18 protein-coding genes are annotated in these 26,477 nt (G+C 62.7%); 5 read left to right on the forward strand and 13 right to left on the reverse strand.

From position 1 onward, the window contains the following. Nucleotides 1-173: 173 nt before the first annotated feature. The 7 genes from rpsA to HOP53_RS05395 all read right to left on the reverse strand — a co-directional run bounded on the left by rpsA (nt 174) and on the right by HOP53_RS05395 (nt 10,809). Nucleotides 174-1,850, reverse strand: a complete 1,677-nt coding sequence (gene rpsA, locus HOP53_RS05365; protein ID WP_234269052.1) for a 30S ribosomal protein S1 — start codon at nt 1,848-1,850, stop codon at nt 174-176. A gap of 178 nt (nt 1,851-2,028) precedes the next feature. Then, nucleotides 2,029-2,718, reverse strand: coding sequence for a (d)CMP kinase (gene cmk / locus HOP53_RS05370; protein ID WP_234269053.1), 690 nt, complete (start codon nt 2,716-2,718; stop codon nt 2,029-2,031). After that, complete coding sequence (locus HOP53_RS05375; RefSeq protein WP_234269054.1) at nt 2,715-5,078, reverse strand: bifunctional prephenate dehydrogenase/3-phosphoshikimate 1-carboxyvinyltransferase; 2,364 nt, start codon at nt 5,076-5,078, stop codon at nt 2,715-2,717. The genes cmk and HOP53_RS05375 overlap by 4 nt, the downstream gene beginning before the upstream one ends. Nucleotides 5,079-5,080: 2 nt before the next feature. Then, nucleotides 5,081-6,172 carry a prephenate dehydratase gene (gene pheA / locus HOP53_RS05380; protein WP_234269055.1) on the reverse strand — a complete coding sequence of 364 codons (1,092 nt, stop codon included), beginning with the start codon at nt 6,170-6,172 and terminating at the stop codon, nt 5,081-5,083. A gap of 3 nt (nt 6,173-6,175) precedes the next feature. Next, on the reverse strand, nt 6,176-7,261 hold the full coding sequence (serC, locus tag HOP53_RS05385; RefSeq protein WP_234269056.1) for a 3-phosphoserine/phosphohydroxythreonine transaminase: 1,086 nt from the start codon (nt 7,259-7,261) through the stop codon (nt 6,176-6,178). A 182-nt stretch (nt 7,262-7,443) separates the two neighbouring features. Then, complete coding sequence (gene gyrA, locus HOP53_RS05390; protein ID WP_234269057.1) at nt 7,444-10,182, reverse strand: DNA gyrase subunit A; 2,739 nt, start codon at nt 10,180-10,182, stop codon at nt 7,444-7,446. A 198-nt stretch (nt 10,183-10,380) separates the two neighbouring features. Then, nucleotides 10,381-10,809, reverse strand: coding sequence for an acyl-CoA thioesterase (locus HOP53_RS05395; RefSeq protein WP_234269058.1), 429 nt, complete (start codon nt 10,807-10,809; stop codon nt 10,381-10,383). 173 nt (nt 10,810-10,982) lie between these two features. On the opposite strand from HOP53_RS05395, the gene HOP53_RS05400 reads away from it, so the two are divergent. Genes HOP53_RS05400 through HOP53_RS05410 form a run of 3 tightly spaced genes read left to right on the forward strand, consistent with a single transcriptional unit; the run spans nt 10,983 to nt 14,301 of the window. After that, the gene (locus HOP53_RS05400; RefSeq protein WP_234269059.1) at nt 10,983-11,912 is read left to right on the forward strand and encodes a recombination-associated protein RdgC; all 930 of its coding nucleotides are present in this window, start codon (nt 10,983-10,985) and stop codon (nt 11,910-11,912) included. A 26-nt stretch (nt 11,913-11,938) separates the two neighbouring features. Further along, on the forward strand, nt 11,939-13,129 hold the full coding sequence (locus tag HOP53_RS05405) for a 1-acyl-sn-glycerol-3-phosphate acyltransferase (protein ID WP_234269060.1): 1,191 nt from the start codon (nt 11,939-11,941) through the stop codon (nt 13,127-13,129). Next, nucleotides 13,126-14,301: a cation diffusion facilitator family transporter gene (locus tag HOP53_RS05410; protein ID WP_234269061.1), complete on the forward strand. Its 1,176-nt coding sequence runs from the start codon at nt 13,126-13,128 to the stop codon at nt 14,299-14,301. Before HOP53_RS05405 ends, HOP53_RS05410 begins: the two co-directional genes overlap by 4 nt. 8 nt (nt 14,302-14,309) lie before the next feature. Here the strand turns inward: HOP53_RS05410 and HOP53_RS05415 are convergent, their stop codons facing one another. Genes HOP53_RS05415 through HOP53_RS05435 form a run of 5 tightly spaced genes read right to left on the reverse strand, consistent with a single transcriptional unit; the run spans nt 14,310 to nt 23,013 of the window. Next, complete coding sequence (locus HOP53_RS05415) at nt 14,310-15,317, reverse strand: hypothetical protein (RefSeq protein ID WP_234269062.1); 1,008 nt, start codon at nt 15,315-15,317, stop codon at nt 14,310-14,312. Nucleotides 15,318-15,334: 17 nt separating this feature from the next. After that, nucleotides 15,335-16,351, reverse strand: coding sequence for a hypothetical protein (locus HOP53_RS05420; protein WP_234269063.1), 1,017 nt, complete (start codon nt 16,349-16,351; stop codon nt 15,335-15,337). Then, nucleotides 16,344-19,961 (reverse strand): toxin VasX, encoded by a 3,618-nt coding sequence (locus HOP53_RS05425; RefSeq protein ID WP_234269064.1) that lies wholly within the window; start codon nt 19,959-19,961, stop codon nt 16,344-16,346. The genes HOP53_RS05420 and HOP53_RS05425 overlap by 8 nt, the downstream gene beginning before the upstream one ends. Then, nucleotides 19,958-20,836 (reverse strand): DUF4123 domain-containing protein, encoded by an 879-nt coding sequence (locus HOP53_RS05430; protein WP_234269065.1) that lies wholly within the window; start codon nt 20,834-20,836, stop codon nt 19,958-19,960. Before HOP53_RS05430 ends, HOP53_RS05425 begins: the two co-directional genes overlap by 4 nt. Then, nucleotides 20,833-23,013 carry a type VI secretion system Vgr family protein gene (locus tag HOP53_RS05435; protein ID WP_234269066.1) on the reverse strand — a complete coding sequence of 727 codons (2,181 nt, stop codon included), beginning with the start codon at nt 23,011-23,013 and terminating at the stop codon, nt 20,833-20,835. The genes HOP53_RS05430 and HOP53_RS05435 overlap by 4 nt, the downstream gene beginning before the upstream one ends. 237 nt (nt 23,014-23,250) lie before the next feature. Here HOP53_RS05435 and HOP53_RS05440 point away from each other — a divergent pair, with 237 nt between their 5' ends. Together HOP53_RS05440 and HOP53_RS05445 are read left to right on the forward strand one after the other, a co-directional pair. Then, nucleotides 23,251-23,973 carry a transglutaminase-like cysteine peptidase gene (locus HOP53_RS05440; protein WP_234269067.1) on the forward strand — a complete coding sequence of 241 codons (723 nt, stop codon included), beginning with the start codon at nt 23,251-23,253 and terminating at the stop codon, nt 23,971-23,973. 85 nt (nt 23,974-24,058) lie between these two features. Beyond that, the gene (locus HOP53_RS05445; protein ID WP_234269068.1) at nt 24,059-25,972 is read left to right on the forward strand and encodes a bifunctional diguanylate cyclase/phosphodiesterase; all 1,914 of its coding nucleotides are present in this window, start codon (nt 24,059-24,061) and stop codon (nt 25,970-25,972) included. Nucleotides 25,973-26,073: 101 nt separating this feature from the next. Here HOP53_RS05445 and HOP53_RS05450 read toward each other — a convergent pair whose 3' ends face one another. Further along, nucleotides 26,074-26,406 (reverse strand): tryptophan synthase subunit beta like protein, encoded by a 333-nt coding sequence (locus HOP53_RS05450; RefSeq protein WP_234269069.1) that lies wholly within the window; start codon nt 26,404-26,406, stop codon nt 26,074-26,076. Between the last annotated feature and the right edge of the window lie 71 nt (nt 26,407-26,477).

Consider the following 26,477-nt stretch of genomic DNA (forward strand, 5'->3'; position numbering starts at 1 on the left):
ATCCTCTCTTGCACGGAAGTATAACGCCTTGCGTTATATAACGCAAGGCGTTATACATTACCATCTGTGAGCCACAAATCTCTATCGCAGACGCAAAAACGCCACCCTAGGGTGGCGTCTTTGCTAGCTACGAGAGCCAGGTTCGGGCTCCGCGAGCGGAGCCCGAGGGACGATCAGTCCTGACCCATCTGCTGCTTGATCAGGTCGCCGATGGTGGTCGGGCCACCGCTCTCGACTTCCTGCTCGCGCAGTTTCTTCAGGTTCTGACGAGTGTCGTCCTGGTCCTTGGCCTTGATCGACAGGTTGATCGCGCGGTTCTTGCGATCGACGTTGACGATGCGGGCTTCGACGGTGTCGCCTTCGCTCAGCACGTTGCGCGCGTCTTCCACGCGGTCGGCGCTGATCTCGGAAGCCTTGAGCACGGCGACGACGTCAGTGGCCAGCTCGACGTGAGCTTCCTTGGCGTCGACTTCGATCACGCGACCGGAGACGATGGAGCCCTTGTCGTTGACGGACAGGTACTCGGCCACCGGGTCGGAATCGAGCTGCTTGATGCCAAGCGAAATGCGCTCACGCTCCGGGTCGATGGAGAGAATGACGGCTTCGGCTTCGTCGCCCTTCTTGAAGCGGCGCACGGCTTCTTCGCCAGTCTCGGACCAGGAAAGGTCGGAGAGGTGAACCAGACCGTCGATACCGCCTTCCAGACCGATGAAGATACCGAAGTCGGTGATCGACTTGATGGTACCGGCAACGCGGTCGCCCTTGTTGTACTGGGCGTTGAAGGTTTCCCACGGGTTCGCGGTGCACTGCTTGATACCCAGGGAGATACGACGACGCTCTTCGTCGATGTCGAGGATCATGACATCCACTTCGTCGCCGATGTTGACGACTTTGGACGGGTGGATGTTCTTGTTGGTCCAGTCCATCTCGGAGACGTGAACCAGACCTTCGACACCCTCTTCCAGCTCGGCGAAGCAGCCGTAGTCGGTGAGGTTGGTAACGCGGGCCTGAACGACGGTACCCTCGGGGTAACGCTCGGTGATGCTGACCCACGGATCTTCGCCCAGCTGCTTCAGACCCAGGGAGACGCGGTTGCGCTCGCGGTCGAACTTCAGCACCTTGACGTTGATCTCGTCGCCCACGGCAACGATTTCGCTCGGATGCTTGATGCGCTTCCAAGCCATGTCGGTGATGTGCAGCAGGCCATCGACGCCGCCCAGGTCGACGAAGGCGCCGTAGTCGGTGAGGTTCTTGACGATACCGACGATCTGCTGGCCTTCCTGCAGGGTGGCGAGCAGAGCTTCACGCTCGGCGCTGTTCTCGGCTTCGAGTACGGCGCGGCGGGAAACGACCACGTTGTTGCGCTTCGGGTCGAGCTTGATGACCTTGAAGTCGAGTTCTTTGTGCTCGAGGTGCGTGGTGTCGCGCACCGGGCGCACGTCGACCAGAGAACCCGGGAGGAAGGCACGGATGGAGTCGATGTCGACGGTGAAGCCGCCCTTGACCTTGCCGTTGATCACGCCCTTGACGATTTCTTCTTTCTCGAAGGCCGCTTCCAGAATCTTCCACGCCTCGGCGCGCTTGGCCTTCTCGCGAGACAGACGGGTCTCGCCGAAACCGTCTTCGACGGCTTCCAGGGCAACGCTGACTTCGTCGCCGACGGCGATGGTGAGCTCGCCGTTATCGTCGCGGAACTGCGCCGCGGGAATCTGTCCTTCAGACTTCAGGCCGGCATTGACGGTGACCCAGTCACCTTCGATGTCGACGACGGTAGCCGTGACGATGGCGCCCGGCTCCATGTTGATGTCCTGCAGTGACTGTTCAAACAGTTCAGCAAAGCTTTCGCTCATGATTTTCCTACGTGATCAACGGTGTTGAGGCGTTGCCGCCTTCTCCGCACCACCAGCGAGTGCGGGCCTTATTTACCAAACCCCCGAGGATGTTAGCGCTGGTTGGACCTGGCCGGGCTTGCAAGAATTTAGTGCCCGACCATGCCATGACATCCGTTCGAGGGCGCCGCAAGGGAGATCAAGTCTCGGGGACGAGGCCACGCTGGGCCAGCCACTCCGTCAACCGTTCCACCACTTCCGGTATACTCAGGCTCGTGGTATCAAGCGTTATGGCGTCATCGGCCGGCTTGAGTGGAGCCACGCTGCGCTGCATGTCGCGTGCATCGCGTGCCTGAATTTCCTTCAAAAGACTCGATAGACTAGCACTGACCCCCGCCTCCTGCAACTGAAGGTGGCGCCTGCGCGCCCGCTCCTCGGGGCTCGCGGTGAGGAAAACCTTCAGCTCGGCATCGGGGAAAACCACGGTGCCCATGTCACGGCCGTCGGCCACCAGGCCGGGGGCCTGACGGAAGTCGCGCTGACGCTGCAGCAACGCCTGGCGCACGCCATTCAATGCCGCCACCTGAGAGGCGGCGTCGCCCACCTGCTCGGTGCGGATCTCGCGGCTGACGTCGTCGCCTTCAAGCAGCACGCGGGTGCTCTCCGCCTCGGCGACGAACACCACGTCAAGGCTGGCAGCCACCCGCTCCAGCTCGGCTTCGTCATCCAGTGCCACGCCGTGGCGCTGGGCCGCCAGCGCGGTCAGCCGATACAGCGCACCGCTGTCTAGCAGATGCCAGCCCAGGCGCTCGGCGACCAGACGGCTGATGGTGCCCTTGCCGGCACCACCGGGGCCATCGAGGGTCAGCACCTTGGCCGTTTCGCTCATGCTTTTTCCTCTGTAGTTCCGGCGTCCTCTTCTTCGACGTGCAGGCCGACCGTTCGCGCCAGCTCGGTGAAGCCGGGGAACGAGGTTGCCACGTTGGCACAGTCGTCGATGACGATCTCCTCGCCGGCCCGCAGCGAGGCCACCACGAATGACATGGCGATGCGGTGGTCACCCAGGCTGTCGATGCGCCCGCCGCCGTAGGCGACTTCACGGTCGCCGGCGCCGACGATGTCGATGCCATCTTCGAGCACGGTGTGTTCGACACCCAGTGTCGCCAGACCGTCGGCCATGGCCTGGATGCGGTCGGACTCCTTGACCCGCAGCTCCTCGGCCCCACGCAGCCGCGTGGTGCCGGTGGCGCAGGCGGCGGCGACGAACAGCGCCGGGAACTCGTCGATGGCCAGCGGCACCTGATCGAGGGGAATGTCGATACCCTTGAGCGGCGCGTAGCGGATGTGCAGATCGGCCACCGGCTCGCCGCCCACCTCACGCTCGTTGGTGAGGTGCAGGTCGGCCCCCATCAGCTTGAGGATGTTGATCACGCCGATGCGCGTGGGGTTGATGCCCACGTGCTCGAGTATCAGGTTGGAGCCCGGGGTGATCGCCGCCGCCACCAGGAAAAAGGTAGCCGAGGAGATGTCGGAGGGCACGTCGATGGGGGCGGCGGTGAGCTTGCCGCCGCCGGTGAGCCAGCAGGTGTCGCCTTCGCGATGCACTTCATAGCCGAAACCGGCGAGCATACGCTCGGTGTGGTCGCGGGTGGGTGCCGGTTCGCGCACGCGGGTCTCGCCCTCGGCATAGAGCCCGGCGAGCAGCAGGCACGATTTCACCTGGGCGCTGGCCATGGGCATGTCATAGTTGATGCCTTTGAGCTTCTGGCCACCGTGGATCTTCAGCGGCGGACGGCCGCCCTCGGCGGTGTCGATCTTCGCGCCCATGACACGCAGCGGGTCGGCCACGCGACCCATGGGGCGTTTGGTCAGCGAGGCGTCGCCGATCAGCTCGGTGTCGAAGGCCTGGCCCGCCAGCAGCCCGGCGAACAGGCGCATGGCGGTACCGGCGTTACCCACGTAGAGCGGCCCGGCCGGGGCCTTGAGCCCGTGCATGCCAACGCCGTGCACGGTAACGCGCCCCTGGTGCGGCCCTTCGATGGCCACGCCCATCTCGCGGAACGCCTGCAGGGTGGCGAGGCTGTCCTCCCCTTCCAGAAAGCCCTTCACTTCGGTCACGCCTTCTGCCAGGGCGCCCAGCATGATCGAACGATGGGAGATCGACTTGTCGCCCGGTACGCGGATGCGCCCGGCCACGCGGCCACCGGGCGCGGCCCGGAAGGTGAGCTTGCCTTGTTGTTGCATCTGGTATTCCACCTGATAACTGGTCTGGTTCAGGAGAGAGTCGAAGTAATGTCGTGCATGGCTGGCACGGTCGAAGATGGAGAGCATAGCATCACCGTCGCCCGCTTCAACGGCCTGGCGCAGCCGGCCCAGACCGGCCTCGAAGTCGTCGAGGGAGGCCAGCACGGCGTCGCGGTTGGCGGTGAAGATGTCGCGCCACATGACCGGATCGCTGCCGGCGATGCGGGTGAAGTCGCGAAAGCCGCCGGCGGCGTAGCGGAAGATCTCCAACCGTTCGTCCTGGCGCGCCAGGGTATCCACCAGCGAGAAGGCGAGCAGGTGCGGCAGGTGACTGGTGCGCGCCAATACCTGGTCGTGGCGCTCCACGTCCATCTCCAGCACTTCGGCACCGCAGGCACGCCACAGCGTCTGCACCCGGGCCACGGCGGCCGGGGCGGTCTCGCGGGTCGGGGTGAGGATCACCTTGTGCCTGACGTAGAGCTGCGGGTTCGAGGCCGCTACCCCGCTCTTCTCCGAGCCGGCAATGGGGTGCCCCAACACCAGCCCCGCAGGCAGCTCGCCGAAGGCCGCCAGCGCGCAGTCACGCACCGCCGCCTTGGTGCTGCCGACGTCGGTGATCACCACCCGCGGCGCCGCACCGCTCAACGCCTCTCGCGGCAGCAGCTCGGCGAGCTCCTGCATCACGCTGCGCATGGCCAGTACCGGCACCGCCAGTACGATTAGGGTAGCGCCTTGCACCAGCGACGCGAGCCGGGTATCGCCGTGGTCGATAAGGCCCATCTCGATGCCGCGGGCGATTTCGTTGGCATCCGGATCACACGCGGCTATTTCAACCGGCCCGAAGCCGCCGGTGGGTGCTCCCGCAAAGCCGGAGGCGCCCTCTTTAGTCGCCCCGAAGCCGGCGGAACGAAGCGCGGCGGCCAGCGAGCCGCCGATCAGCCCCAGGCCGACGATCAGGATTCGCGCTTCGTTCGGCACTACGCTCGAGTTGCTACGTTCCACCACGCTTACAGCACGCCTACAGGGTAGGAGCCGAGCACCTTGAGCTCGGAGGCGCGCAGGCGCACCTCCTCGAGCACCGCGGCGACACGCGGTTCGTCCACGTGACCCTTGAAATCGATGAAGAACACGTAGTTCCACACGCCGGTGCGCGAGGGGCGTGTCTCCAGACGGGTGAGGTCGATGGAGTGGCGATGGAAGGGTTCGAGCAGGTCATGCAGGGCGCCGGGCTGATTGCGCATGGCCACCACGATGGAGGTCTTGTCCTCCCCCGACATCGGCACGTGCTGGCTGCCGATGATGAGGAAGCGCGTGGAATTATCGGGGCGGTCCTCGATCTTCTCGGCGACCTTCTCCAGACCGTAGAGCTTGGCTGCCATGTCGCCGGCAATCGCCGCGCTGTGCCACTCGCCCTTGATCATCTTGGCCGCTTCGGCGTTGGACGACACCGGCACCCGCTCGGCCCGAGGATAGTGAGCGTCGAGCCACTTGCGGCACTGCGCCAGCGACTGCGGGTGGGAGTAGACCCGCGAGACCTTGTCGCGCAGGGTGGTGTCGGCCACCAGCAGATGGTGGTGAATGCGCAGCACCACCTCGCCGCAAATGCGGATCGAGGAATCCATGAACGAATCGAGGGTGTGGCTGACCACGCCTTCGGTGGAGTTCTCCACCGGCACCACGCCGTAATTGACGGCACCAGCCTCCACTTCGCGGAAGACCTCGTCGATGGCCGCCATGGGCATGCTCACCGCGCTGGCACCGAAGTGCTTGAGGGCGGCCTGCTGGGTGAAGGTACCCTCGGGGCCGAGATAAGCCACCTTGGTGGGCTGCTCCAGCGCCAGGCAGGCAGACATGATCTCGCGGAACAGCCGCGCCATCTCCTCGCTGTTGAGCGGACCCTGGTTGAGCTCCATGATCCGCCGCAGTACCTGGGCCTCGCGCTCGGGGCGATAGAACACGGCGCCCTTATCGCTCTGGGTTTTGACATCGGCGACCTGCTTGGCGCACTCGGCGCGAGCGCTGATCAGGCGCAGGATGTCGTTGTCGATCTCGTCGATGCGCTGGCGCAGCGAGTCGAGATTGATGGGGGTGTCGGTCATGGCTTATCCCCTGCGTTGCTCGAAGTCGGCCATGAAGTCGATCAAGGCATCGACGGCCGCTTCGGGTACGGCGTTGTAGAGGCTTGCCCGCATGCCGCCGACGCTACGGTGGCCCGCGAGATTGAGCAGCCCGGCTTGTTCGGCCTCGGCCAGGAACGTCTTGTCGAGGCTGGCGTCGGCAAGCACGAAGGGCACGTTCATGCGCGAGCGGTTGCGCAGTGCGATGGGGTTGGAATAGAAGCCGCTAGCATCGATGGCCGCATAGAGCTTGGCCGCCTTGCGTGCGTTGATCGTCGCCATGGCCTCGAGCCCGCCGATATCGTGCTTGAGCCACTGGAACACCAGCCCCGCCAGGTACCAGGCGTAAGTGGGCGGTGTATTGACCATGGAGCCCGCTTCGGCCACGGCCTGATAGTCGAACAGGCTGGGAATACGTTCGCAGCGGCGGTCGAGCAGGTCGTCACGTACCAGCACCAGGGTGAGCCCGGCGGGACCGATGTTCTTCTGCGCCCCGGCGTAGATCACGCCGAAACGCGACACGTCGAGCGGCTCGGCCAGGATGCTGGAGGAGTAGTCGCACACCAGCGGCACGCCGACGTCGGGAATGTAGTCGAACTCCAGCCCGCCGATGGTCTCGTTGGCGGTGTAGTGCAGGTAGGCGGCATCGGCGGAGAGCGCGATGTCGGCCTGGGTCGGCACTTCGGCATGGCCGCTGGGCTCGCTGGAGCCGGCCATGTGCACGTCAAAGCCCAGATGCTTGGCTTCCGCCAGCGCCTTCTTGCCCCAGATGCCGGTATACAGGAAGTTGGCGCTGCCCCCCTGCCCTAGCAGGTTCATCGGCACCATGGAGAACTGCAGGCTGGCGCCGCCCTGTAGGAACAGCACCTTGTAGTTCTCGGGCACGGCGAGCAGTTCGCGCAGGTCGGCCTCGGCCTGCTCGGCGATGGCGACGAACTCGGGCGAGCGGTGGCTCATCTCCATGACCGAGAGCCCACGGCCCTGGTAGTCGAGGAGCTCTTCCCTTGCACGTTCCAGCACCGGGGTGGGCAGCGCCGCGGGACCGGCGCAGAAATTATAGTGGCGTGTCATCAGCGTGGTGTTCCGTCTCAGCTCAAGCATGGTTACTGAACCGACACGCGATGAGCTGTTCCGTCGAGAAGTCTCGCGAGGGCGCTGCGAACCCATCCCTGGGCGCTATTTTTGCCATCCCTGGCAAAAAACCCTCGCTCCGACTTCTCCCCGGCGCTCATCGCTCGGCTTGGTGGCAAGCCTTATTCGTCGTTCTGGCTCTCTTCTACGCCGCCGTTCTCGTCCGTATCCGGCCCACTCTGCAGCTCGGCTTTCGGTGCGCCCTCCGCTTCACCCTCAACGCCATCCTCGGGCTCGCCCTCCACCCCATTTTCGGGCTCGTCGATACGCACGGTCTTGACCAGCTTCTCGTCGTTGCCCAGGCGGATCAGCATCACGCCCTGAGTGTTGCGCGAGGTGATCGAGACCTCGTCGACACGGGTACGCACCAGGGTGCCGCGGTCGGTGATCAGCATCATCTCGTCGGCGGAGTAGACCTGCATGGCGGCAACCAGGGAGCCGTTGCGCTCGCTGGTCTGCATGGCGATGACGCCCTGGCCGCCACGACCGCGTAGCGGGAACTCCTCGAGCCGGGTGCGCTTGCCGTAGCCGTTTTCGGAAGCGGTGAGGATGTAGATCTGGCCGCCGTTGCCGTTCTCCAGCGCGGCGCCCTCTTCGCCCTCGGCCTCGCTGTCGGCATCGGCGTCGATCTGCTGGCTCTGGGGAATGATCAGGCTGATCACTTCGGCTCCTTCGAGCAGACGCATGCCACGTACGCCGCGAGCGGTACGCCCCATGGCGCGCACGTTGGTCTCTTCGAAGCGGATCGCCTTGCCGTTGGATGACAGCATCATCACGTGGTCATTGCCTGACGTGATGGCGGCACCCACCAGACGGTCGTCCTCTTCGATGTCGATAGCGATCAGACCGACGCTGCGCGGGCGCGAGAACTGGTCGAGGCTGGTGCGCTTGACCGTGCCCTTGGCGGTGGCAAAGAAGATGTAGCAGTCGGGGCTGTAGTCCTTCACCGGCAGGATGGCGTTGATCGCCTCGCCCTCGTCCAGCGGCAGCAGGTTGACCAGCGGCTTGCCGCGGGAGCCACGGCTGGCGGCGGGCATCTCGTAGACCTTGAGCCAGTACACCTTGCCCTTGTTGGAGAACAGCAGCACGGTGTCGTGGGTGGAGGCCACCAGCAGGTGCTCGATGACGTCCTCGTCCTTCATGGCGGTGGCCGACTTGCCGCGACCGCCGCGGCGCTGGGCCTGGTAGTCGGAGAGCGGCTGGGTCTTTGCATAACCGGTACGCGAGACCGTGACCACCATGTCCTCTTCGGCAATCAGATCCTCGATGGAGAGGTCGAGATGGCTGGCCTGGATCTCGGTGCGGCGCGGGTCGGCGAACTGATCGCGCACGGCGGTGAGCTCTTCACGGATGACCTCGAGCAGCCGCTCGCTGGAAGCAAGAATGGCCATCAGCTCGGCGATCTTCTCCAGAATGCCAAGGTATTCATCGAGCAGCTTCTCGGTCTCGAGACCGGTCAGGCGGTGCAGGCGCAGCTCGAGGATAGCCTGGGCCTGGGCCGGCGAGAGACGGTATTCGGTGCCGGTGGTGTTGAGGCCGAAGCCCTCTTCCAGCTCTTCCGGCTTGCACGAGGTGGCACCGGCACGCTCGAGCATGGCGGTGACCTGGCCCGGCGGCCACACCTTGTCGAGCAGCTTCTCCTTGGCCTCGGCAGCGCTCGGCGAGGCCTTGATCAGTTCGATCACCTCGTCGATGTTGGAGATGGCCACGGCCAGACCTTCGAGGATATGGCCGCGCTCGCGGGCCTTCTTCAGCTCGTACAGGGTGCGCCGGGTAACCACTTCACGGCGGTGACGAATGAAGGCTTCGAGGATTTCCTTGAGATTGAGGATCTTCGGCTGGCCGTTCTCGATGGCCACCATGTTGATGCCGAAGACGTTCTGCAACTGGGTCTGGGCGAACAGGTTGTTGACCACCACCTCGCCGGACTCGCCGCGCTTCACCTCGATCACCACGCGCAGGCCGTCCTTGTCGGACTCGTCGCGCAGCTCGGCGATGCCCTCTATCTTCTTTTCCTTGACCAGCTCGGCGATCTTCTCGATCAGCCGCGCCTTGTTCACCTGGTACGGCAGCTCGGTGACGATGATGTGATCGCGGCCGCTCTTCTCATGGTACTCGATGGTGTGACGGGCACGCACATAGATGCGCCCGCGGCCGGTACGGTAGGCCTCGAGGATGCCGGCGCGGCCGTTGATGATGCCCGCGGTGGGGAAATCGGGGCCGGAGATGTACTCCATCAGGTCGTCGACGGTGAGGGTGTAGTCGTCGATCAGCGCCAGACAGCCGTCGATCACCTCGCCCATATTGTGAGGCGGGATGTTGGTGGCCATGCCCACAGCGATGCCCGACGAGCCGTTGATCAGCAGGTTGGGCACCTTGGTCGGCAGCACCTCGGGAATACGCTCGGTGCCGTCGTAGTTGTCGACCCAGTCGACGGTGTCCTTGTCCAGGTCGGCCAGCAGCTCATGGGCGAGCCGGGCCATGCGCACCTCGGTGTAACGCATGGCAGCGGCGCTGTCGCCGTCGATGGAGCCGAAGTTGCCCTGGCCGTCGACCAGCACGTGGCGCATGGAGAAGTTCTGCGCCATACGCACGATGGTGTCGTAGACCGCGCTGTCACCGTGGGGGTGGTATTTACCGATGACATCGCCCACCACACGGGCCGATTTCTTGTAGGCTTTGTTCCAGTCGTTGCCAAGCTCGTGCATGGCGAACAGGACGCGCCTGTGCACCGGCTTGAGGCCATCGCGCACGTCCGGTAGCGCGCGGCCGATGATCACGCTCATCGCGTAGTCGAGGTACGACTGCTTAAGTTCGTCCTCGATGTTGACTGGCAGAATCTCTCTGGCGATGTCACCCATGGGTCGTCGAATCCTTTGCACTGCAGCGGTTTGGCGCCAAGAAACACTCCACGAATGCCTGCAGGAGCATTTCGCTGCGTTTCCCCAATAAGGAGGCGCCATTACAGCCTGCCATCATACCACTCCGGCCGATACAAAGGCAGCTTGAGGCACAGTGCAAAGGAAGCCTGGACACGACCAGGCGAATCATGTTCGGTGTTACTGCGCTTTCGGCAGCACGAGCGGCTCCAGCGCCTGGCGAATCTCGCCTTCGATGGCCATGGCCTGCTTGGCCCGTACGTCGAGCAGCACGAACGTGAGATCGGCATCGGTGATCTGCTGGCCGTCGCCGATACGGCGAATCTCCTGATACATGCGCGCACTGCGGCTGCTCAGATCAGCAATGCGGGTCAGCACTTCCAGGTCGTCGCCGGCCACCGCTGCCTGGCGGTAATTGATATTCAGATTGACCGCCACCAGCGCCGGATCGCCCGAGGCGAAATGTCGGGCAAGATCGGGACGATCGTCGAAGTAGTCCCAGCGCCCCTCTTCCAGAAACTCCAGATAGCGGGCGTTGTTGACGTGGCCGTAGCCGTCCAGGTGGTAGCCACGCACTCGCAGAGTGACGCGTGAAATACGCTGATCCATGCCGCTGCTCTCCTTGATACGTCCAGGGATTGATTTCGCTCGATTCTAGGCTCGCCGTCGCGCCGGATTCAAACAATAGTTTGATTTTCGCGCCACTACTGCACAAACGTGCCACTGGAACCCGGCCTCCCCCTTCGCCATAATATGCGTCCTTTACGCCCAGGGAATGCACTATGTGGTTCAAGCACTTGCACCTTTACCGCCTGCACGGGGCGGCGACGATCCCCGCCGCCGACCTTGAAGAGGCCTTGGCCGAGCAGGCGGCACGCACGCCAGGCAGCCAGGAAGCCAGGCGCGTGGGATGGTGCCCGCCCGCTGGGCGCGCCGGCACCGCGCTATTGCACGAACTGCAGGGTCAGCGCCTGATGACCATGCTGCGCCATGAGCGCCTGCTGCCTGCCGGCGTGGTGCGCGAGGAAGTGGAAGAGCGCAGCGCCGAGATCGAGGTTCGCGAGGGGCGCAAGCTGCGCCGCCAGGAGAAGCAGGAACTCAAGGAGCAGGTTTACGAGGAGCTGCTGCCGCGCGCCTTCGTGCGCAGCCAGAAGGTCGACCTGTGGTGGGACACCCGCCGCGAGCTGATTGCGGTGAATACCAGTTCGCGCAAACGCGCCGAGGAAGCACTCGACCTGCTGCGCGAGACCCTGGGCAGCCTCAAGGTGACCCCGCTGAGCGCTCAGACCCTGCCCATGCGCGCCATGACCCAATGGCTCGCCGACGAGAATTCGCGCCCCGCTGCGCTGCAGCTGGGCGATCAGGTGGAACTCAAGGCCAAGGGCGACGACGGTGTACTGCGCGCCCGCCAGGTGGATCTCGACAGCGACGAGATCCAGCAGCTGCTGGCGACAGGCAAACAGGCTAGCCGCCTGGCCATCGAGGTAGAGGGCCGCCTGGGTTACGTGCTGCACGACGATCTGACGCTGAAATCCCTGCGGTTCAGTGACGCACTGATCGACGAAGCCAGCGAAACCGAGGACGATGGCGATGCCATCGTGCGCCTCGAAGCCGATTTCATGCTGATGACCCAGGCCCTGGCCGAAGAGATAGAGCGCCTGATCGACTGGCTCGGCGGCGAGGCCAATGGCGCGACGCAGGCAAGTGCATGACCGAATCCGGTAACCAAGAAGAACCGATGACCGAGAATCCGACTGGCGCAACGCCCACCGATCCCTGGGCGGACATTCGCCCCTATCGCGATGACGAAGTGGCCGCGGTACTGGCGAATCTGGCCGGCAACCGCGAGCTGCTCGATGCCCTGACCCGCTACCGGCTGCCGCGCCTGAGCCGTACGCTGCCATGGCTGGCCCGCGCCTTGGCCTCCTACGCCATCCGCCGGGAGACCCGCGGTGTGGCCAGCGTGCACGATTTCCAGATGCGCGTTGCCTATTACATGAACCGCATGATCCGCACCTCGACCGACGATTTTCGCGTCGAGGGGCTGGAGAACCTGAACGCGGATACGGCCTACCTGTTCATCGGCAATCATCGCGACATCTCGCTCGACCCGGCCTTCGTCAACTTCGCCCTGCACCAGGCGGGCCGCGACACCGTACGCATCGCCATTGGCGACAATCTGCTCAAGAAGCCCTACGTGACCGATCTGATGCGGCTCAACAAGAGCTTCATCGTGCCACGCGCCTTGCGGGGCAAGCGCGCCATGCTGGCGGCCTACCAGAACCTCTCGAGCTATATTCGCCACTCCATCGTCGAGGACAACCACTCGATCTGGATGGCCCAGCGCGAGGGACGCGCCAAGGACGGGATCGACCGTACCGACCCGGCGATCATCAAGATGCTGACCATGGCGCACCGCATGGAGCAGCGCAACGCCCCCATCGGTGAGGCCATTGCCGAACTGCGGATGGTGCCGGTCTCGATCAGCTACGAATACGATCCCTGCGACTTGCAAAAGGCCCGCGAGCTGCACGCCGTGCATAGTCAGGGGAGCTACGCCAAAAGCGAGTTCGAAGATATCCAGTCCATCGTGGCCGGCATTACCGGCCACAAGGCTCGCGTGGAGCTGCGCTTCGGCGAACCGCTGGGTTCCGGCTTCGACACCCCCGAAGCCGTGGCCGCCGAGATCGACCGCCAAGTGATCGGCGGCTATCGCCTCTTTCCCAGCCACTATCTCGCGCTGGAAGCCCTGGGTGATGCACCGGAGCTGCTGGACCTGAGTGAGGTCAGCGACGTGGATCGGGCCCGCTTCCAGGCCCGCCTGAACGAGGTACCCGCCGAGCTGCGTAGCTGGTGGCTGGCCCAGTACGCCAACCCGGTGCGCAACAAGGCAGCCAAGCTCGCCGGCCGCGACCTGGGAGGCGCATGAGCGCGCACGCTCATGCGCCGCTCGACCGCGGCGCCCAGACCCGCGAGGCCCATCGGGTCACGCTGATCGGCGCCGCCATCGACCTTGCCGTTGGCCTGCTCAAGCTGATCACCGGTTTTCTGGTGGGCTCGGCCGCCCTGATTGCCGACGGCATCCACTCCTTCTCCGACCTGGTGACCGACGGCTTCGTCGTGGCGGCAACCCACTACGGCCGCCAGGAACCGGACAGCAACCACCCATACGGCCATGGCCGTATCGAAACGCTGGCCACCCTGGCACTGGGCAGCGTGCTGATCTTCGTGGCCGGCGGCATTGCCTGGGCCAGCCTCATGCGTCTGCTGGGCGGCGAACCCTTCGCCGCACCCGGCCTATGGGCCATCGGCGTGGCCGTGGTGGCATTGATCGCCAAGGAGTGGATCTTCCGCTACACCCTGCGCGTGGCAAAGCGGGTGAAGTCGCGCCTACTCGAGGCCAACGCCTGGCACTCCCGCTCCGATGCGCTCTCCACCGTGGCGGTGCTGATCGGCCTGGTGGCGGCACAGTTCGGCGCCGGCTGGGTCGATGCCGTCGCCGCCATTCTGGTCGGCATCATGGTCGGTCAGGTGGGTTGGCGGCTGCTGTGGGAATCGAGCCGCGAGCTGATCGACACCGCCCTGCCGGAAGCCGAGCGTCAGCAGATGCAGAGCATCGCCGAGGACGTCCCTGGCGTACACGGCGTACATGACCTGCGCACGCGTTCGCTGGGCAGTCAGTTCGTACTCGACCTGCATATCGTGGTGGCGCCACGGCTGACCGTTTCCGAAGCCCACGAGATCGGCAATGCCGTGAGCCGCCAACTGCGCAACGCCTTTCCCAACCTGGCCGACGTGACCTTCCACATCGACCCCGAAGATGACGAAGGCGAAACCGAACACAGCCTGCGCCCCGGCCTGCCCCTGCGTCAGGACGTGGAAGGCATGCTCGACGACGCCTGGCACGACTGCCAAGTGTGGCAGCAGCGCGTCGCCCTCGATTTGCACTACCTCGCCGAACAGATCGACATCTCGGTGTACGTACGCCACCTACCGCCCAACCAAAGCCTGGAAGACGCCGCCCGCGAACTGCGCGAGGCCTCGCAGGAACTGGCCTGGGTAGGCAGGCTGAGGGTGTGGCAAGGGCCGGGTAAGGGGTAAGACTCTCCTCAACTGCGATAGAACGCATTGAGCTTGTCCTGATGCTCGTGCACCTTCTGCTGGAAGGTCTCGTCATCCATGTCGCGCCAGTAGCGGGCCGGGCGGCCAGTGCGTTGATCATGTGCCAGCGTAGTGGGATCGAGCGGGCGGAACTCCTCCCACAGGGGCGTATCAGGAAGCGGCTGCGAGGTATCCATGTAGCGCTGCACCATATCCCAGGCGGCACGCTGTTCCACATGACTGCTCGTGGCTCCAAACATGCCAACCAGTGCCACATGCGCTTCCTCACGGTAGTGCACCAGGCTCAGGTTGAACTGCGGTAGCCCCTGATGACTTGGCGTGCTCTGCAGATAGCAATCGAACTCATGGAAGGGAAGCTGGTGGGCTACCTGCCAGGCTGTCTCCTTTTTCGCAGGATTAGCAAAGACCGTGACCATGCCGGTACGACGATTCAGTTCCCACATTGGTCCGGGCTGGTAGCCAGAAGCCAAGCTTGGGAAGAAGCGATAAATGAGGTTAACTCCGCCCCACATAGTTGAGAAAGGGATTAAGAAAAACAAGCCAGCCTCAATTGCCAAGCCTAATTCCTCTCTTAGTGGAATGTTTGGAGAAGGAGATAGTAGACTTAGTAAAAGCGAGGCAAAAAAAACCAACAAGCTTATGATAGTGCCCACCACTCCCAACGCCCTAACAACGCCAATAATAAAGCTTCGCTTGGTCTGACTGGTATAGCGCAGACACTCCTCATCCCAGCGCAATGGGTGTTCCGGGCGGTCTGCGGGACGGGGAGTGTGACCTGGCATCTGCTCAATCTTGCGCAGTTTTGCCGGCTTCATCTCCTGCAGCTCACGGATCGGAAAAAGATCCACTGTGGGGTGACGTCGGGGCAAATGCTGCCCGCTGGCAGCGGACATACGGAAACGACGCGAGTGTTCGCTCTCTGCCTGCCGCGGGCGCTGACCTTGCTCCGCGGTATAAGCATCAGTGCTATAGCCGATGGGCATCAAGTCAGCCATCGGTCATCCCGTACTTCTCAACTGCGATAGAACGCATTGAGCTTGTCCTGATGCTCGTGCACCTTCTGCTGGAAGGTCTCGTCATCCATGTCGCGCCAGTAGCGAGCCGGGCGGCCAGTGCGTTGATCATGTGCCAGCGTAGTGGGATCAAGTGGGCGATACATCTCGAAGACGGGGATGTCCGGTAACGGCTGCGAGGTATCCATGTAGCGCTGCACCATATCCCAGGCGGCGCGCTGTTCCACATGACTGCTCGTGGCTCCAAACATGCCAACAAGTGCCACATGCGCTTCCTCACGGTAGTGCACCAGGCTCAGGTTGAACTGCGGTAGCCCCTGGTGACTCGGTGTGCTCTGCAGATAGCAATCGAACTCATGGAAGGGAAGCTGGTGGGCTACCTGCCAGGCTGTCTCCTTTTTCGCAGGATTAGCAAAGACCGTGACCACGCCGGTACGCCGATTCAGCTCCCACATGGGGCCGGGCTGATAGCCGGAAGCAAAGCCTGGAAAAAAACGATAAACGAGGTTGGCTCCGCCCCACATAGACAAAGCAACCATGCAAATAAAAGAATAAAATTTGACGGCCCACTCAATATATTCGCTGAAATTTATATCGTTCTGGGGCGACGATACAAAAAAAATGACTATTGAGCCAGCCGTGAATAAAAAAATTGAGCTAAAAAAGCAAACCATACCTATGGCGCGTATAAGGCCAAAAAAGAGGTTGCGCTTAGTTTGCCTAGTATAGCGAAGGCATTCTTCATCCATACGAAATGGATGCTGAGCGCGCCCTACCGGTCGTGGCGTATGATTGGGCTGGCTCTCAATATGACGTAACTGCTTAGGAGGAATGATTTCCAATCCTCGAGCCATCGGTGCCGTATCGACTGTAGGGCAGCGATGGGGCAGGCGCTGCCCACTCGTTGCCGACACGCGGAACAGTCGCGAATGATCGCTGCCCTCTTGCCGTGGGCGCTGCATAAGCTCCGCTGTATAGGCGCTAGCGCTGTAGCTTATGGGCTGCATATCAGCCATTGTTAACCTCTTTGTCGCGATGGGTCGTTTCATCGGCCCAATAGGGCCGGTCGGTGCGCTCGAAGTTAGGTACGCTCGGGTCGCCACTACCCGTCTTGGTTGGTGCCGGTGCCGGCAAGACACGCGGCAGCTCAACGTAATTGGTCTGCTCCTTACGCCATTGCACTCTGACTCTTAGGTGATGGGTAGTGCGACGATCTCGACCCAGGCGACCGCCCGGCTGGGTTCCCTGCTCCGGTACCCAGAGATAATACTCTCTCCCATCGGTGGTGGCTCGTTCGAAGAGCGGCGTGATGGGATTGCCTATGCGGCTGTTTTCCTCGATCCACTGAGAGTAGCCGTCTCTGCGATGCTCGTATTTGTATTCGGTAACGATCTGGAAACGGAACTGGGCGGCCTGGCTCCAGCCCGTTGCCAACCCTGGCAGGTTGCTTTGGACCACGACTCGAGTATTAGCAACAGAATCTTGGGTTTGGGCAAGCGCCTGCTGGGCCATGAGGCGGTCCACATAAGCCATGGGGCGGCTGGGGCTGAGCAGGCCAGCAGGGCGCTGTTCGGAATCCTGTGCGATAGTTTCGGCGGTAGCCAGGCCGATCGGCTCGATGCGGATACGGATATTGGCAAACAAGCTCACCAAGCGATCGAACGAATCGGACGGGTCCTGGCGCCATGCATAGCGTTCGTTACTGCCGAAGGGGCCTAGGCGCAACCACTCTTCGATTTCGTTATCGGTCAGCCAAACCGACAGGGCAACCGCAGCAAGGGAAAGGCCGAGGGCGATCCAACCCACTGGCCCCAGGCCCAACCACAGAGGGCTGGTCTTGATCAGTGCCGAACCGGCCACCACTGCGGTACTGACGGAGGCGATACTTAGCGCGATACCCGCCCCGAAATTACCGTGCTGGAAGCGGGTCCAGGCATCCCAGGCCAGCAGAGCGGCGCTGGCTGCACCGGCCACGAATCCGGCTAAATTTACTATTGTAACAGTACTACGTAACTTCCCCCCTACAGCAGACAGCATAGTTAAATTTGAGCGCATTAATGTCTCGCCCAATGGTAAGTGTCGACTAATTAACCCGGCACGGAGTCGGCTTAAACGATTGTGGCGTTCCCCATAAAATTCTAAAGCTTTTGCTGAAGCAATAGCAAGATCATAAAGAGCACTGGAAAACCCTACCCACCTTCGGCTTGTTGGACTATCCTTTAATCTAGTGAGCTCTTGATTTAAATTAAACAATTCAAAAGCCGAAATTATATAAGGCAGGCGTATCATATCGGTAGCACCTGCCACACCCACCTGCATTCTCGCACGGCGTGACAGTCTGGCCGCTTCGGAATCGGCTTCAGCCACCAGCACCATCAAATGCGGCTCGTTGGCAGCGGCAGAAAGCGCTGCCATCCCTCTTGCTTGACTAGGTGTCAGCGTCTTGCCGGTTGCCTGGCGCACGGCCCCCTCAAAGCTTTGGCGGGCCTGGCCTTGTACCCCTTGGCGGCTGGCACTGCGCTCATGTTCCGTCAAGCCGTTGTAGAGCTGGCCGCGAGAATCGCGAACGCCGATTATGACCATGTCTTCGCGCACGTTACCGCGCGCGGTGCCGGTAATCTTTCCGAACAGCTCAGGAAAGCCGACCCGTGCCAAGCGTGCGGCCGGCATAGCGATAGCCTGGCTCGCACTCTTCTCGAACAGCAGGTTGGCTTGCTCAGCGAGGCGGCCGAAGACAAGGTCAACCACCCCGCCCCAGCGCTTCAGTTCTGCGCTGTAAGTGAAGCCCTCGGCTCTACCTATTGCAGCCAGATACGCTGTCTCCTGGAGTTGGAGGTCGTCTTCTTCCGTTGGAAACTCCTGCTCCGCCTGCTGTGCTAGCGCCTTGAGCCGAACGCGGCCGTTGCCTGGATTTTCCTCTTCATCCGGCAGCACAAGCGGCGTGTCGAGCGGCGTCTCCTCATCGCTGGGAAACAGCATGGCGTGAAGTGTATAGCTGCTGCCGTCTCGCAGTACATCGACTAGGAAACGCTGCGGTTGGGTGGGTGAAGTGGGAGGCGCGTCATGCAGCGGGTCGGCATGGCCCGGAGCGTCACGTAGCGCTTCCAGCAGATCGGCCACCAAGGCATAGGCTCCGAGGTAGTCATGACCTTCCAGACTGAGCAGATCGGCTAGTACGGCGTTGGCTTCGCGGCTGAGCAATAAGCCATGCAGCCGGCTCTGATAAGTCTCTAGCTGGCTGCGAGCCAGCTCTCTCTGGGCGCTACGCAAGATGCGCTGCAGTTTGCTCGTGTCGCTCAGATCGGCCTTGTCGGCGAAACGACGTAGTGTATTCGCTTGGCCGGTATGATCGTGACGACGCAGAATGGTCTGATTGACCAGTGCAGCACATTCATAAAACTCATCTTGGGCGGCCAGGGCAGGTATCAACTGCAGGTACTCTAGGCTGGTTTGGCAGCCATGCCGGCTATGGCGCAGCTCAAACAGGGTGTCCACCAGTACCAGCCCAGGAATCTCTCGCTCCCGTGCGGCGGCAAGGCAATCTTGTGCTTCCCCCAATCCATCCCAAATAACGCTGGCCTCTTCCGTAGCACTTTCACCTTGGGCGATACGCTCCTTGAGCACCCCGCAACGGGCGGATGCCTGCGCGTAAAGGGGCGATGCCTGCTCACCATGGCCGTTACCGGAGCGCATGCCTTCGTCAGCGGCGGCACGGGCCGAATCGCCCGAGTCGAATTGGCTTAGCTCTCCAGCAGCCTGGTTCTTCAACCGAGAGAGGTAATCGCCGGCCATGTCGTGAGTCAACGCATGGGGGGTAGCAGTGTGCTGTTCGGCCAGGTCGATACGCAGCCGTTGGGGCTCTTCATTGGAGAGGATATACAGCTGGCCCGGCGAGGCGAAATTGTTGGCACTCGATAAGTTGACGGCGTGGCAGCGCGTACGCTGGGCCTGGGTATCTGCTTGAAGGTAATTGATCCGAGCCGCTGACCACTGCACTTCGGAGTAGGCTATGCGAACGCCGCCATCGATGTAGCGTTCGTTCGCCCGACGGGGCAGCCAGATTTCTTCCAAAGCGATGCCGGCGGTGGGTCGGCGATCGTCCTGGTAACGATCTCTGTCGTCGCGATGGGCGGCCAGGTCGATATCGCGAAACTCCAACCGTCCGCTCTCGGCATTGGCTGAGGCCTGAATCTCACGCCATAATTTGTCGCCATAAAAAATATAGAGATAGCCAGGGCGTAGCGGTAAGGCATGCCGCTCGTGGCGGCCCAGGCCTTGCCACAGTGCCATCGGCAGCACCGGTTGGATAACGTTGTCCTGCATTCGAAGCTTGCGGTTGTTCTTGTAGAGCCACTCTAGCAGGGGTAGCCGGATGGGCTCACCGCTTTCGCTCTCGATATGCAACTGAGCATTGACGCGCTGATAACCTTGCCAGCACCACTTGTGCAGTACGCTGGTCGGCTCCGGCAGGTCTTCCATCTCGGCCTCGCCGAACTCTGCCAGTTGCTCTCCACGGTACTGATCGACAATGACGATCTCGTGCCCGGCAGGGTGCTCCTTGCCCATGACTTGAATGATGAGCTGTTCGCCTTCGCAAGCGGGGTTGCCCAATGTACCGTTGCTCATGCCCGGTCTCTCCCGATGATCGTATTCTCTTCCTTGGGGTGGAAATGCTGCTGGAGCGCGGCCAGCCGCGCCTCTGGCGGATAGGTATCCACCTCTTGTGGCAACGGTTCCTGGGAGTGTTCGAAACGCAAGAGCACGAAATCAAGCAGTTCGTGCTCAGGTATCGACAAGCGCTTGGACTCTTCGAGAGCCGCCACGAAACGCCGGGCATGCTCCGCTGAACGTTCATCCAGCCCTGAGTTTTTACTCACGTGCTGCCATAGCGGGTACTGGGCGACGAACGTTTCAAGCCTTTCTTCCTGATCGGGCGTAAGACTGATTGGATCGCCCGTCTCGTTTATCTGAACCATCGTCCCGGCTGTCGATGTCGGTCGGTAGGCATACCAGGTAGCGCCATGCTGGGCACGCTGACGAAAAGTGCCGCCGTGCCAATACAGTGCTGTAAGGGGCTCCAACCAGGATGAAGAGGAGGTTGCCGTGAAGAGATGGGCCGCCACCCATGGATCGTAATAGCGCAACAGGCCACACCGGTTGCCATAGAATCTGGCCTCCAGGCGATGACGGAGGTGAGCTATTACGACATCGCGTTCGACTTGGCTCGATACGACGATGCCTGAAAGCGGGGCTGCGCCCTCGCTTTCAGCGAAAGCATTCCACAGCGCCGTACCGGGCTGCGCGGCTACGACAAGTGGCCCAATATCACGCGCCGAGGCATAGCGGGTTTCGTCAAACAGCCATGTGATATCGGGTGTGGCATCTAGCTCGTAAAGGCGCCTGAGCGTCTCGCTGTGTTGTTCTACTACCAACCAGTAGCGCTCATCAGGCTGGGCTGAGACGAGTGCTGCAAGTGAAGAGGACGAAATGAGATCGTTCATGCACGAGCTCCCGTCCCTTCACATGGACATGCCTCTCCAAGCGGACAGGGGCCGCCATTGGATGGCTTCTGACAGGGCTCTACCAAGGGGGCGTGCGTGACCATGGCCTGCTCCAGACGGTGCCCGAAGATCGGACCCAGTGTTACGTCCTCATGCACCTCCGGCACTGCCCTGCCCGGCAGCAGCGGCGTCTCGACGGCCTGGCCGGAGCCGGAACCGGGGCTGCCTCCGGCGTTGATCTTGACCTTGGGGCCGACCAGAGTGACGCCGCCGCCGTCGAGCTTGAGGAAGCTGCCACCGGCGTTGAGTGTCATTTCGCTGCCGGCTTCGAGCACTACCTTGTGACCGGCCTTGACGTGCAGTTCGCGGCCGCACTCGCTGAGCCAGGCCTGGCCGGCCTTGATGTGCAGGGCGCCCTGTACCGTGAGGTGCTGATTGGCGACGGTTTGCTCATGGCGCTCACTGCGCACGGTGTGGTGTTCGTCGCCGTGGATCTCGCCGATGCGGTCGTGGTGCACGGTGAGGAAACTGTCGTTGCCGATCTCTTCGGTGCGGTCGTTGTTGGTCAGCAGCTCCAGGTCTTTCTGGGCGTGGAGCCAGATCTGCTCTTCGCCGGCCTGGTCCTCGAAGCGAAGTTCGTTGAAGCCTTCGCCCTTGTGACTCTGGGTGCGGATGACGGTACGGGTCTTGTGCGCCGGCAGTTCGTAGGGCGGCGTGTTGACGGCGTGATAGGTGCGCCCGGTAATCAGCGGTTGATCCGGGTCGCCCTCGAGGAACGATACCACCACCTCATGCCCAATCCGCGGAATGGCCATGCAACCGTAGCCACCGCCGGCCCAGCCTTGGGAGACGCGCACCCAGGCACTCGGCGCTCTTTCCCCGGCTTCGCCTTCAGCCCCGGCGGTATTGGGTTCGGCGTAGCGGTCCCAGGGGAACTGGACCTTGACCCGGCCGTGCTCGTCGCAGTAGATCTCTTCGCCCTCGGGGCCGACGACGAAGGCGATCTGCGGGCCGTCGACGCGAGGCTTGGCGTTGGGCGTGGGGCGCCAGGCGCGGTCGGCGGGGGTGAGGATCAGTTCGTTGTCGAACTTGGTCATCTGGCCCATCCCCGCTGCGTCACCTTGGGTGACACCGTCCTCTTCCAGGGCCTGGGGCTGGCTACCGGTGTGCTTGACCTTCACCACCTGCCAGTCGCGGTTGAGCTCACTGAGGTCGTGGTCGGTGAGGGTGAACTTGACCCCGGGGGCGAGCTCGGGCAGGTCGCTCTCGGCGGCGCAGGTCAGGGCGCCGCTTCTGAGGTGTTCGAGGCGGATGCGGGTGAAGGCGTCGCCGGAGGCGTCGGCCTTGTAGCGCCCGGGGTAGTCGTAGTGTTCGTACCCTTTATCAACGACGGCCCGTTGGGCATGTTCTCCCAGCCACTCTGCGTCGTGCTCGGGAAGCTGGGCCTGATGTAGCTGTGAATAGCCCGGGTTCTTGAACGAGTAGTCCTTGAGCGTGACCGAGGCCGGGGCGACCCGGGCGAGCTGCTGGAGCTTGCGCACGTGGCGGCTCGGTGGGGTGCCGCCAGCGCGACCGTGGTAGGTGCGCTCGCCCAAGTGGGCCAGGGTCTGGGGCGCATCGGCGAAGACCAGACGGTGGGCGCCGTACGGCGCATCCTCGAATTCGTGGAAGTAGAACAGGCCCTCTTCGGCGGCCAGGCGCTCGACGAAGGCGAGATCGGTCTCCCGGTACTGCACGAGGAACTCTCTTTCCGCCAGGTCGCGGGTGACGGCGAAGGCGACGTCGGTGAGGCCGCGCTCGTCGCACAGGGTGTTGACCACGGTGAGCGGCGAGACCTCCTGGAAGATGCGCGAGTTGTGGCGCAGGTCGAGGCGCCACAGCGCCGGGCGGGCGACCAGGGAGTAGAGAGTACGGCGGTGGCCACGGTCGCCGCGACCGAACTCGCTCACGACGGCATGCACCCGGCGCAGCACCTCGCCGTCCTGCCAGATGAGCAGGCTCACCGGGCGGTCGAGCAGCTCGGTGGCGGAGAGGCTGCCGTCGCGGCTGGCGAAACGCACCTCGAGGCGGAAGGGCTGCGAGAGCGCCTCTTCCAGGGTAAAGTCGATCACCGCCAGCTCGGCGCTGTCGACCCCGGCGAGATCGAGGGTGAATTGCAATCCAGTTGCATCGGCCATACGCGCGTTCCTTTCAGCAACCTGATGAAAAGGCAGGACAAGAAACGCAAGGTTACGCATGCGAAACGAAGACACAAGGCAGGAGGTGCATGAAGCGACGATGGCTGACGCAAATTGTCGGCAATTTCTTACAAACACACCGCTGCTTAAAACTCTCATACCTATCGTGTTGCCGTTATCCCTCCTCTATACTGGCTTTCATGAATTACATTCCTTAACACGCTTCCGGCGCGCTCGATGACGCATCGCCCTGCCCCACGTGGCTCAAGTTCACTTCTCAGCCCCAGCCGCCGCCGCTTCATCGGCGGCCTGGCAGGGCTGTTGCTTGCCGCTGGGTTGGGCCTCTCCTCTACGTCACTCGAGGCGCGCATCGACCGTGCCCGCTTGCGTAACAGCATGCAACGTCTGTATGGCAGCTCCGGGCTTGCCATTCTCGAGGAGTGGTTTGCACTGCTGGACAGGCTGCGCAGCGCCGATCTCGATACCCAGTTGCGCGAAGTGAACGACTTCTTCAATCGGCGGGTGCGCTGGGTCGAGGACATCTACAACTGGGGCGCCGAGGATCACTGGGCAACGCCGCTAGAGACCATGGGCAAGGGCCAGGGCGACTGCGAGGATTATTCGATTGCCAAGTACGTCACGCTCAAGGAGCTTGGCGTACCTGGCTCGCGGCTGCGCATGATCTACGTTCGCGCCCGCATCGGCCGTAGCCAGATCGTCCAGGCACACATGGTGCTGGGCTACTACGAGACGCCTTCCGCCGTGCCGCTGATCCTCGACAATCTGGTGCCCTCCATCACCCCCGCCACCCAGCGCACCGACCTGGACCCGGTGTTCAGCTTCAATAGCGATGGCTTGTGGGCCGGCGGATCTACCCAGTCGCGGGCCGATCCGGTGGCACGTCTGTCACGCTGGCGCAGTGTGATCGAGCGTATGGAACAGCAGGGATTCATGGGATGACGAAGAAAAACGAACCGCCTACAAGAGCGACACATGCCACGCCGCAGGATGAACGAGGGCATCCATTCCCGGGGGGAACGAAGACATGTCACTGATCAAGCAACTCTGGTTGACCATCGCGGTGTTGCTGCTGCTGGCCTTCGTGGGCAGCCTGCTCATCGGTGTGACGAGCAGTCGTCACTACATCGAGCAGGAAGTCCAGATCAAGAACAGCGACAACGCCAATGCGCTGGCGCTTTCGATGAGCCAGATCGAAAAAGACCCGGTGATTCTGGAGCTGCTGCTGGCGGCTCAGTTCGATACCGGCCACTACCAGCGTATCGCGCTTTACGATCCGCAGGGTGAGATCATCGACGAGCGCACCGCCGGTGAGCATATCGATGATGTGCCGGGCTGGTTCGTGAATCTGGTGCGTTTCGAGGTACCGCCCGGCCGGGCCGTGGTCCAGGATGGCTGGCAGCAGTACGGCACCCTGGAACTGGCCAGCCAACACAGCTTCGCCTACCGCTCGCTGTGGCGCAGCACCTTGGAGCTGGCCGGCTGGTTCGCCATCGCCGGCGCCATCAGCCTGGTACTGGCGGCCTGGATCGTCCGCACCATTCGTCGCCCGCTGCGAGACGTGGTGAGCCAGGCCCAGGCCATCGGCCAGCGGCGCTTCATGGTGGCCAACGAGCCGCGTACACGCGAGCTGCGCGAGGTGGTCCAGGCCATGAACCAGCTCTCCCAGGCTGTACGTCAGATGCTCGGCGAGGAGAGCGACAAGCTCGACCAGTTGCGCCGGCGCATGCAGCACGACCCGGTCACCGATACGCTCACCCGGGCGCCCTTCCTCAACCAGTTGCAGGCCCATCTGAAGAGCGAGAAGGACGATGCCAGCGGCGCACTGATCATGGTGCGCGTGGCACGCCTGGCAGAACTCAACCAGCAGCTCGGCCACGCCGACACGGACGCCCTGCTCGCACAACTGGCGCGTCGTCTCGAGCAGTTGGCTCGCAGCCACGGCCACGGTACGGTGGGACGACTCAACGGCAGCGATTTCGGCATGATCCTGCCGCGTCATCATGATCTACAGGAGCTGGGCAAGACGCTTCAGCAGCCTCTGGAGAGTCTCAGCGCCGAGCAGAGCATCGACACCTCGCTGGTTTCCGCGCTGCGTCAGTACAGCCAGGGCGAGAGTCAGGCCGAGCTGCTCGCCAGCCTCGACGGCGCCCTGGCCGCGGCGGAAACGCGCGGTCTGAACGGCCAGGAGATCGTCGACCAACCCGCCGGCAGCGTGCTCTACACACGTCATGACGAATGGCGTCAGGCGCTCGCGGAAGCGTTGGCGCAAGGCGTGTTCCTGGCTCACTACCCGGTGCTCGATGCCCACGGCAGGCTGATTCACTTCGAGGTGCCGTCGCGTCTGCGCTTGAAGGGCGAATGGCGGCCGGCGGGTGTCTTCCTGCCCTGGGTGTCACGCCTGGCCATGGCCCCTACCCTCGACCTGGCCGTCGTTTCGGCGGCACTGGCCGATGTCGAATCCAGCGGCAAGGCGGTAGCCGTCAATCTCTCGGCGGAGTCGCTGGGCGACGGCCACTTCGTCGGCGAGCTGCTGGCTCGCATTCAGGCGCATCAGGGCATTGCCGACAAGCTGTGGTTCGAGCTGCCCCAATCCGTCGCGCTGCAGCAGCCCCAGGCGCTACGTACACTCTGCCACGCCCTGCTGGGGCTGGGCTGCAAGGTCGGCCTGGAGCATGTCGGCACTCAGTTCGGCAAGATCGAGGGGTTGCAGGATCTGGGCCTGAGCTTCATGAAGATCGAAGCCGCTCTGAGCCAGGAAGTGGAAAGCCGCAGCGATCAGCAGAGCCTGCTGAGAGGCATGGCAACGCTGGCCCATTCGCTGGGTATTCTCACCTTCGCCGAAGGCGTGGAGAACCAAGATGCGGCAAAGGTGCTGTTCGAGCTGGGGCTCGATGGCGTGACGGGGCCGGGAATACGCCATCGCGAAGGCGATACCTGATACCCCTGCTACACTCGATACACCTGCAACAGCTGATACGACATGAGGCCGGCAAATCGCCGGCCTCATGCTTCAACGCGTCTGTGCTCAGGGAATTGGGCTCAGATGATGTCGCTGTCGGTATCCGACATCAGGCCGATGCTGTTCCTGCGCTCACGTAATGACTGACGCTCCAGCAGCTTCTGCTGAGCCGGCTCGGGTAGATCGGTAAAGCTGATTACGCCCTTGTCCATCAGCACGTTGATCACGTCCTCGAGTACCCGCACGAACGCCAGGTCGGACTTAGACAGTGCCAGGTTGTCGACGTCATCTCCCCCTTCGGAGACGAACTCCTGCAGCTCGGGAGAGCAAGGCGGCACGAACTCGCGGCACTCTGCCGTGGCCTCGCGGCTGACCTGTACGACCTGCCCTGACTCATTACGCTTGATGTACATAGCGGTATCTCTTGAAGGGGCTTACCTAGATTAACAAACGCCCTGCCCGGTGTCTCCGGGCAGGGCGCAGT

The organism is Billgrantia ethanolica, assembly GCF_021404305.1.
Taxonomy (GTDB): Bacteria; Pseudomonadota; Gammaproteobacteria; order Pseudomonadales; family Halomonadaceae; genus Halomonas; species Halomonas ethanolica.

Bases quoted from the DNA above. Each gene is read 5' to 3' on its own strand.
- cmk (WP_234269053.1), bottom strand. From the start codon at position 2,718: ATGAGCGAAACGGCCAAGGTGCTGACCCTCGATGGCCCCGGTGGTGCC.
- HOP53_RS05425 (WP_234269064.1), bottom strand. From the start codon at position 19,961: ATGAGCAACGGTACATTGGGCAACCCCGCTTGCGAAGGCGAACAGCTC.
- HOP53_RS05395 (WP_234269058.1), bottom strand. From the start codon at position 10,809: ATGGATCAGCGTATTTCACGCGTCACTCTGCGAGTGCGTGGCTACCAC.
- serC (WP_234269056.1), bottom strand. From the start codon at position 7,261: ATGACACGCCACTATAATTTCTGCGCCGGTCCCGCGGCGCTGCCCACC.
- gyrA (WP_234269057.1), bottom strand. From the start codon at position 10,182: ATGGGTGACATCGCCAGAGAGATTCTGCCAGTCAACATCGAGGACGAA.
- HOP53_RS05415 (WP_234269062.1), bottom strand. From the start codon at position 15,317: ATGGCTGACTTGATGCCCATCGGCTATAGCACTGATGCTTATACCGCG.
- HOP53_RS05410 (WP_234269061.1), top strand. From the start codon at position 13,126: ATGAGCGCGCACGCTCATGCGCCGCTCGACCGCGGCGCCCAGACCCGC.
- HOP53_RS05400 (WP_234269059.1), top strand. From the start codon at position 10,983: ATGTGGTTCAAGCACTTGCACCTTTACCGCCTGCACGGGGCGGCGACG.
- pheA (WP_234269055.1), bottom strand. From the start codon at position 6,172: ATGACCGACACCCCCATCAATCTCGACTCGCTGCGCCAGCGCATCGAC.
- HOP53_RS05445 (WP_234269068.1), top strand. From the start codon at position 24,059: ATGTCACTGATCAAGCAACTCTGGTTGACCATCGCGGTGTTGCTGCTG.
- rpsA (WP_234269052.1), bottom strand. From the start codon at position 1,850: ATGAGCGAAAGCTTTGCTGAACTGTTTGAACAGTCACTGCAGGACATC.
- HOP53_RS05440 (WP_234269067.1), top strand. From the start codon at position 23,251: ATGACGCATCGCCCTGCCCCACGTGGCTCAAGTTCACTTCTCAGCCCC.
- HOP53_RS05405 (WP_234269060.1), top strand. From the start codon at position 11,939: ATGACCGAGAATCCGACTGGCGCAACGCCCACCGATCCCTGGGCGGAC.
- HOP53_RS05430 (WP_234269065.1), bottom strand. From the start codon at position 20,836: ATGAACGATCTCATTTCGTCCTCTTCACTTGCAGCACTCGTCTCAGCC.
- HOP53_RS05435 (WP_234269066.1), bottom strand. From the start codon at position 23,013: ATGGCCGATGCAACTGGATTGCAATTCACCCTCGATCTCGCCGGGGTC.
- HOP53_RS05420 (WP_234269063.1), bottom strand. From the start codon at position 16,351: ATGGCTGATATGCAGCCCATAAGCTACAGCGCTAGCGCCTATACAGCG.
- HOP53_RS05450 (WP_234269069.1), bottom strand. From the start codon at position 26,406: ATGTACATCAAGCGTAATGAGTCAGGGCAGGTCGTACAGGTCAGCCGC.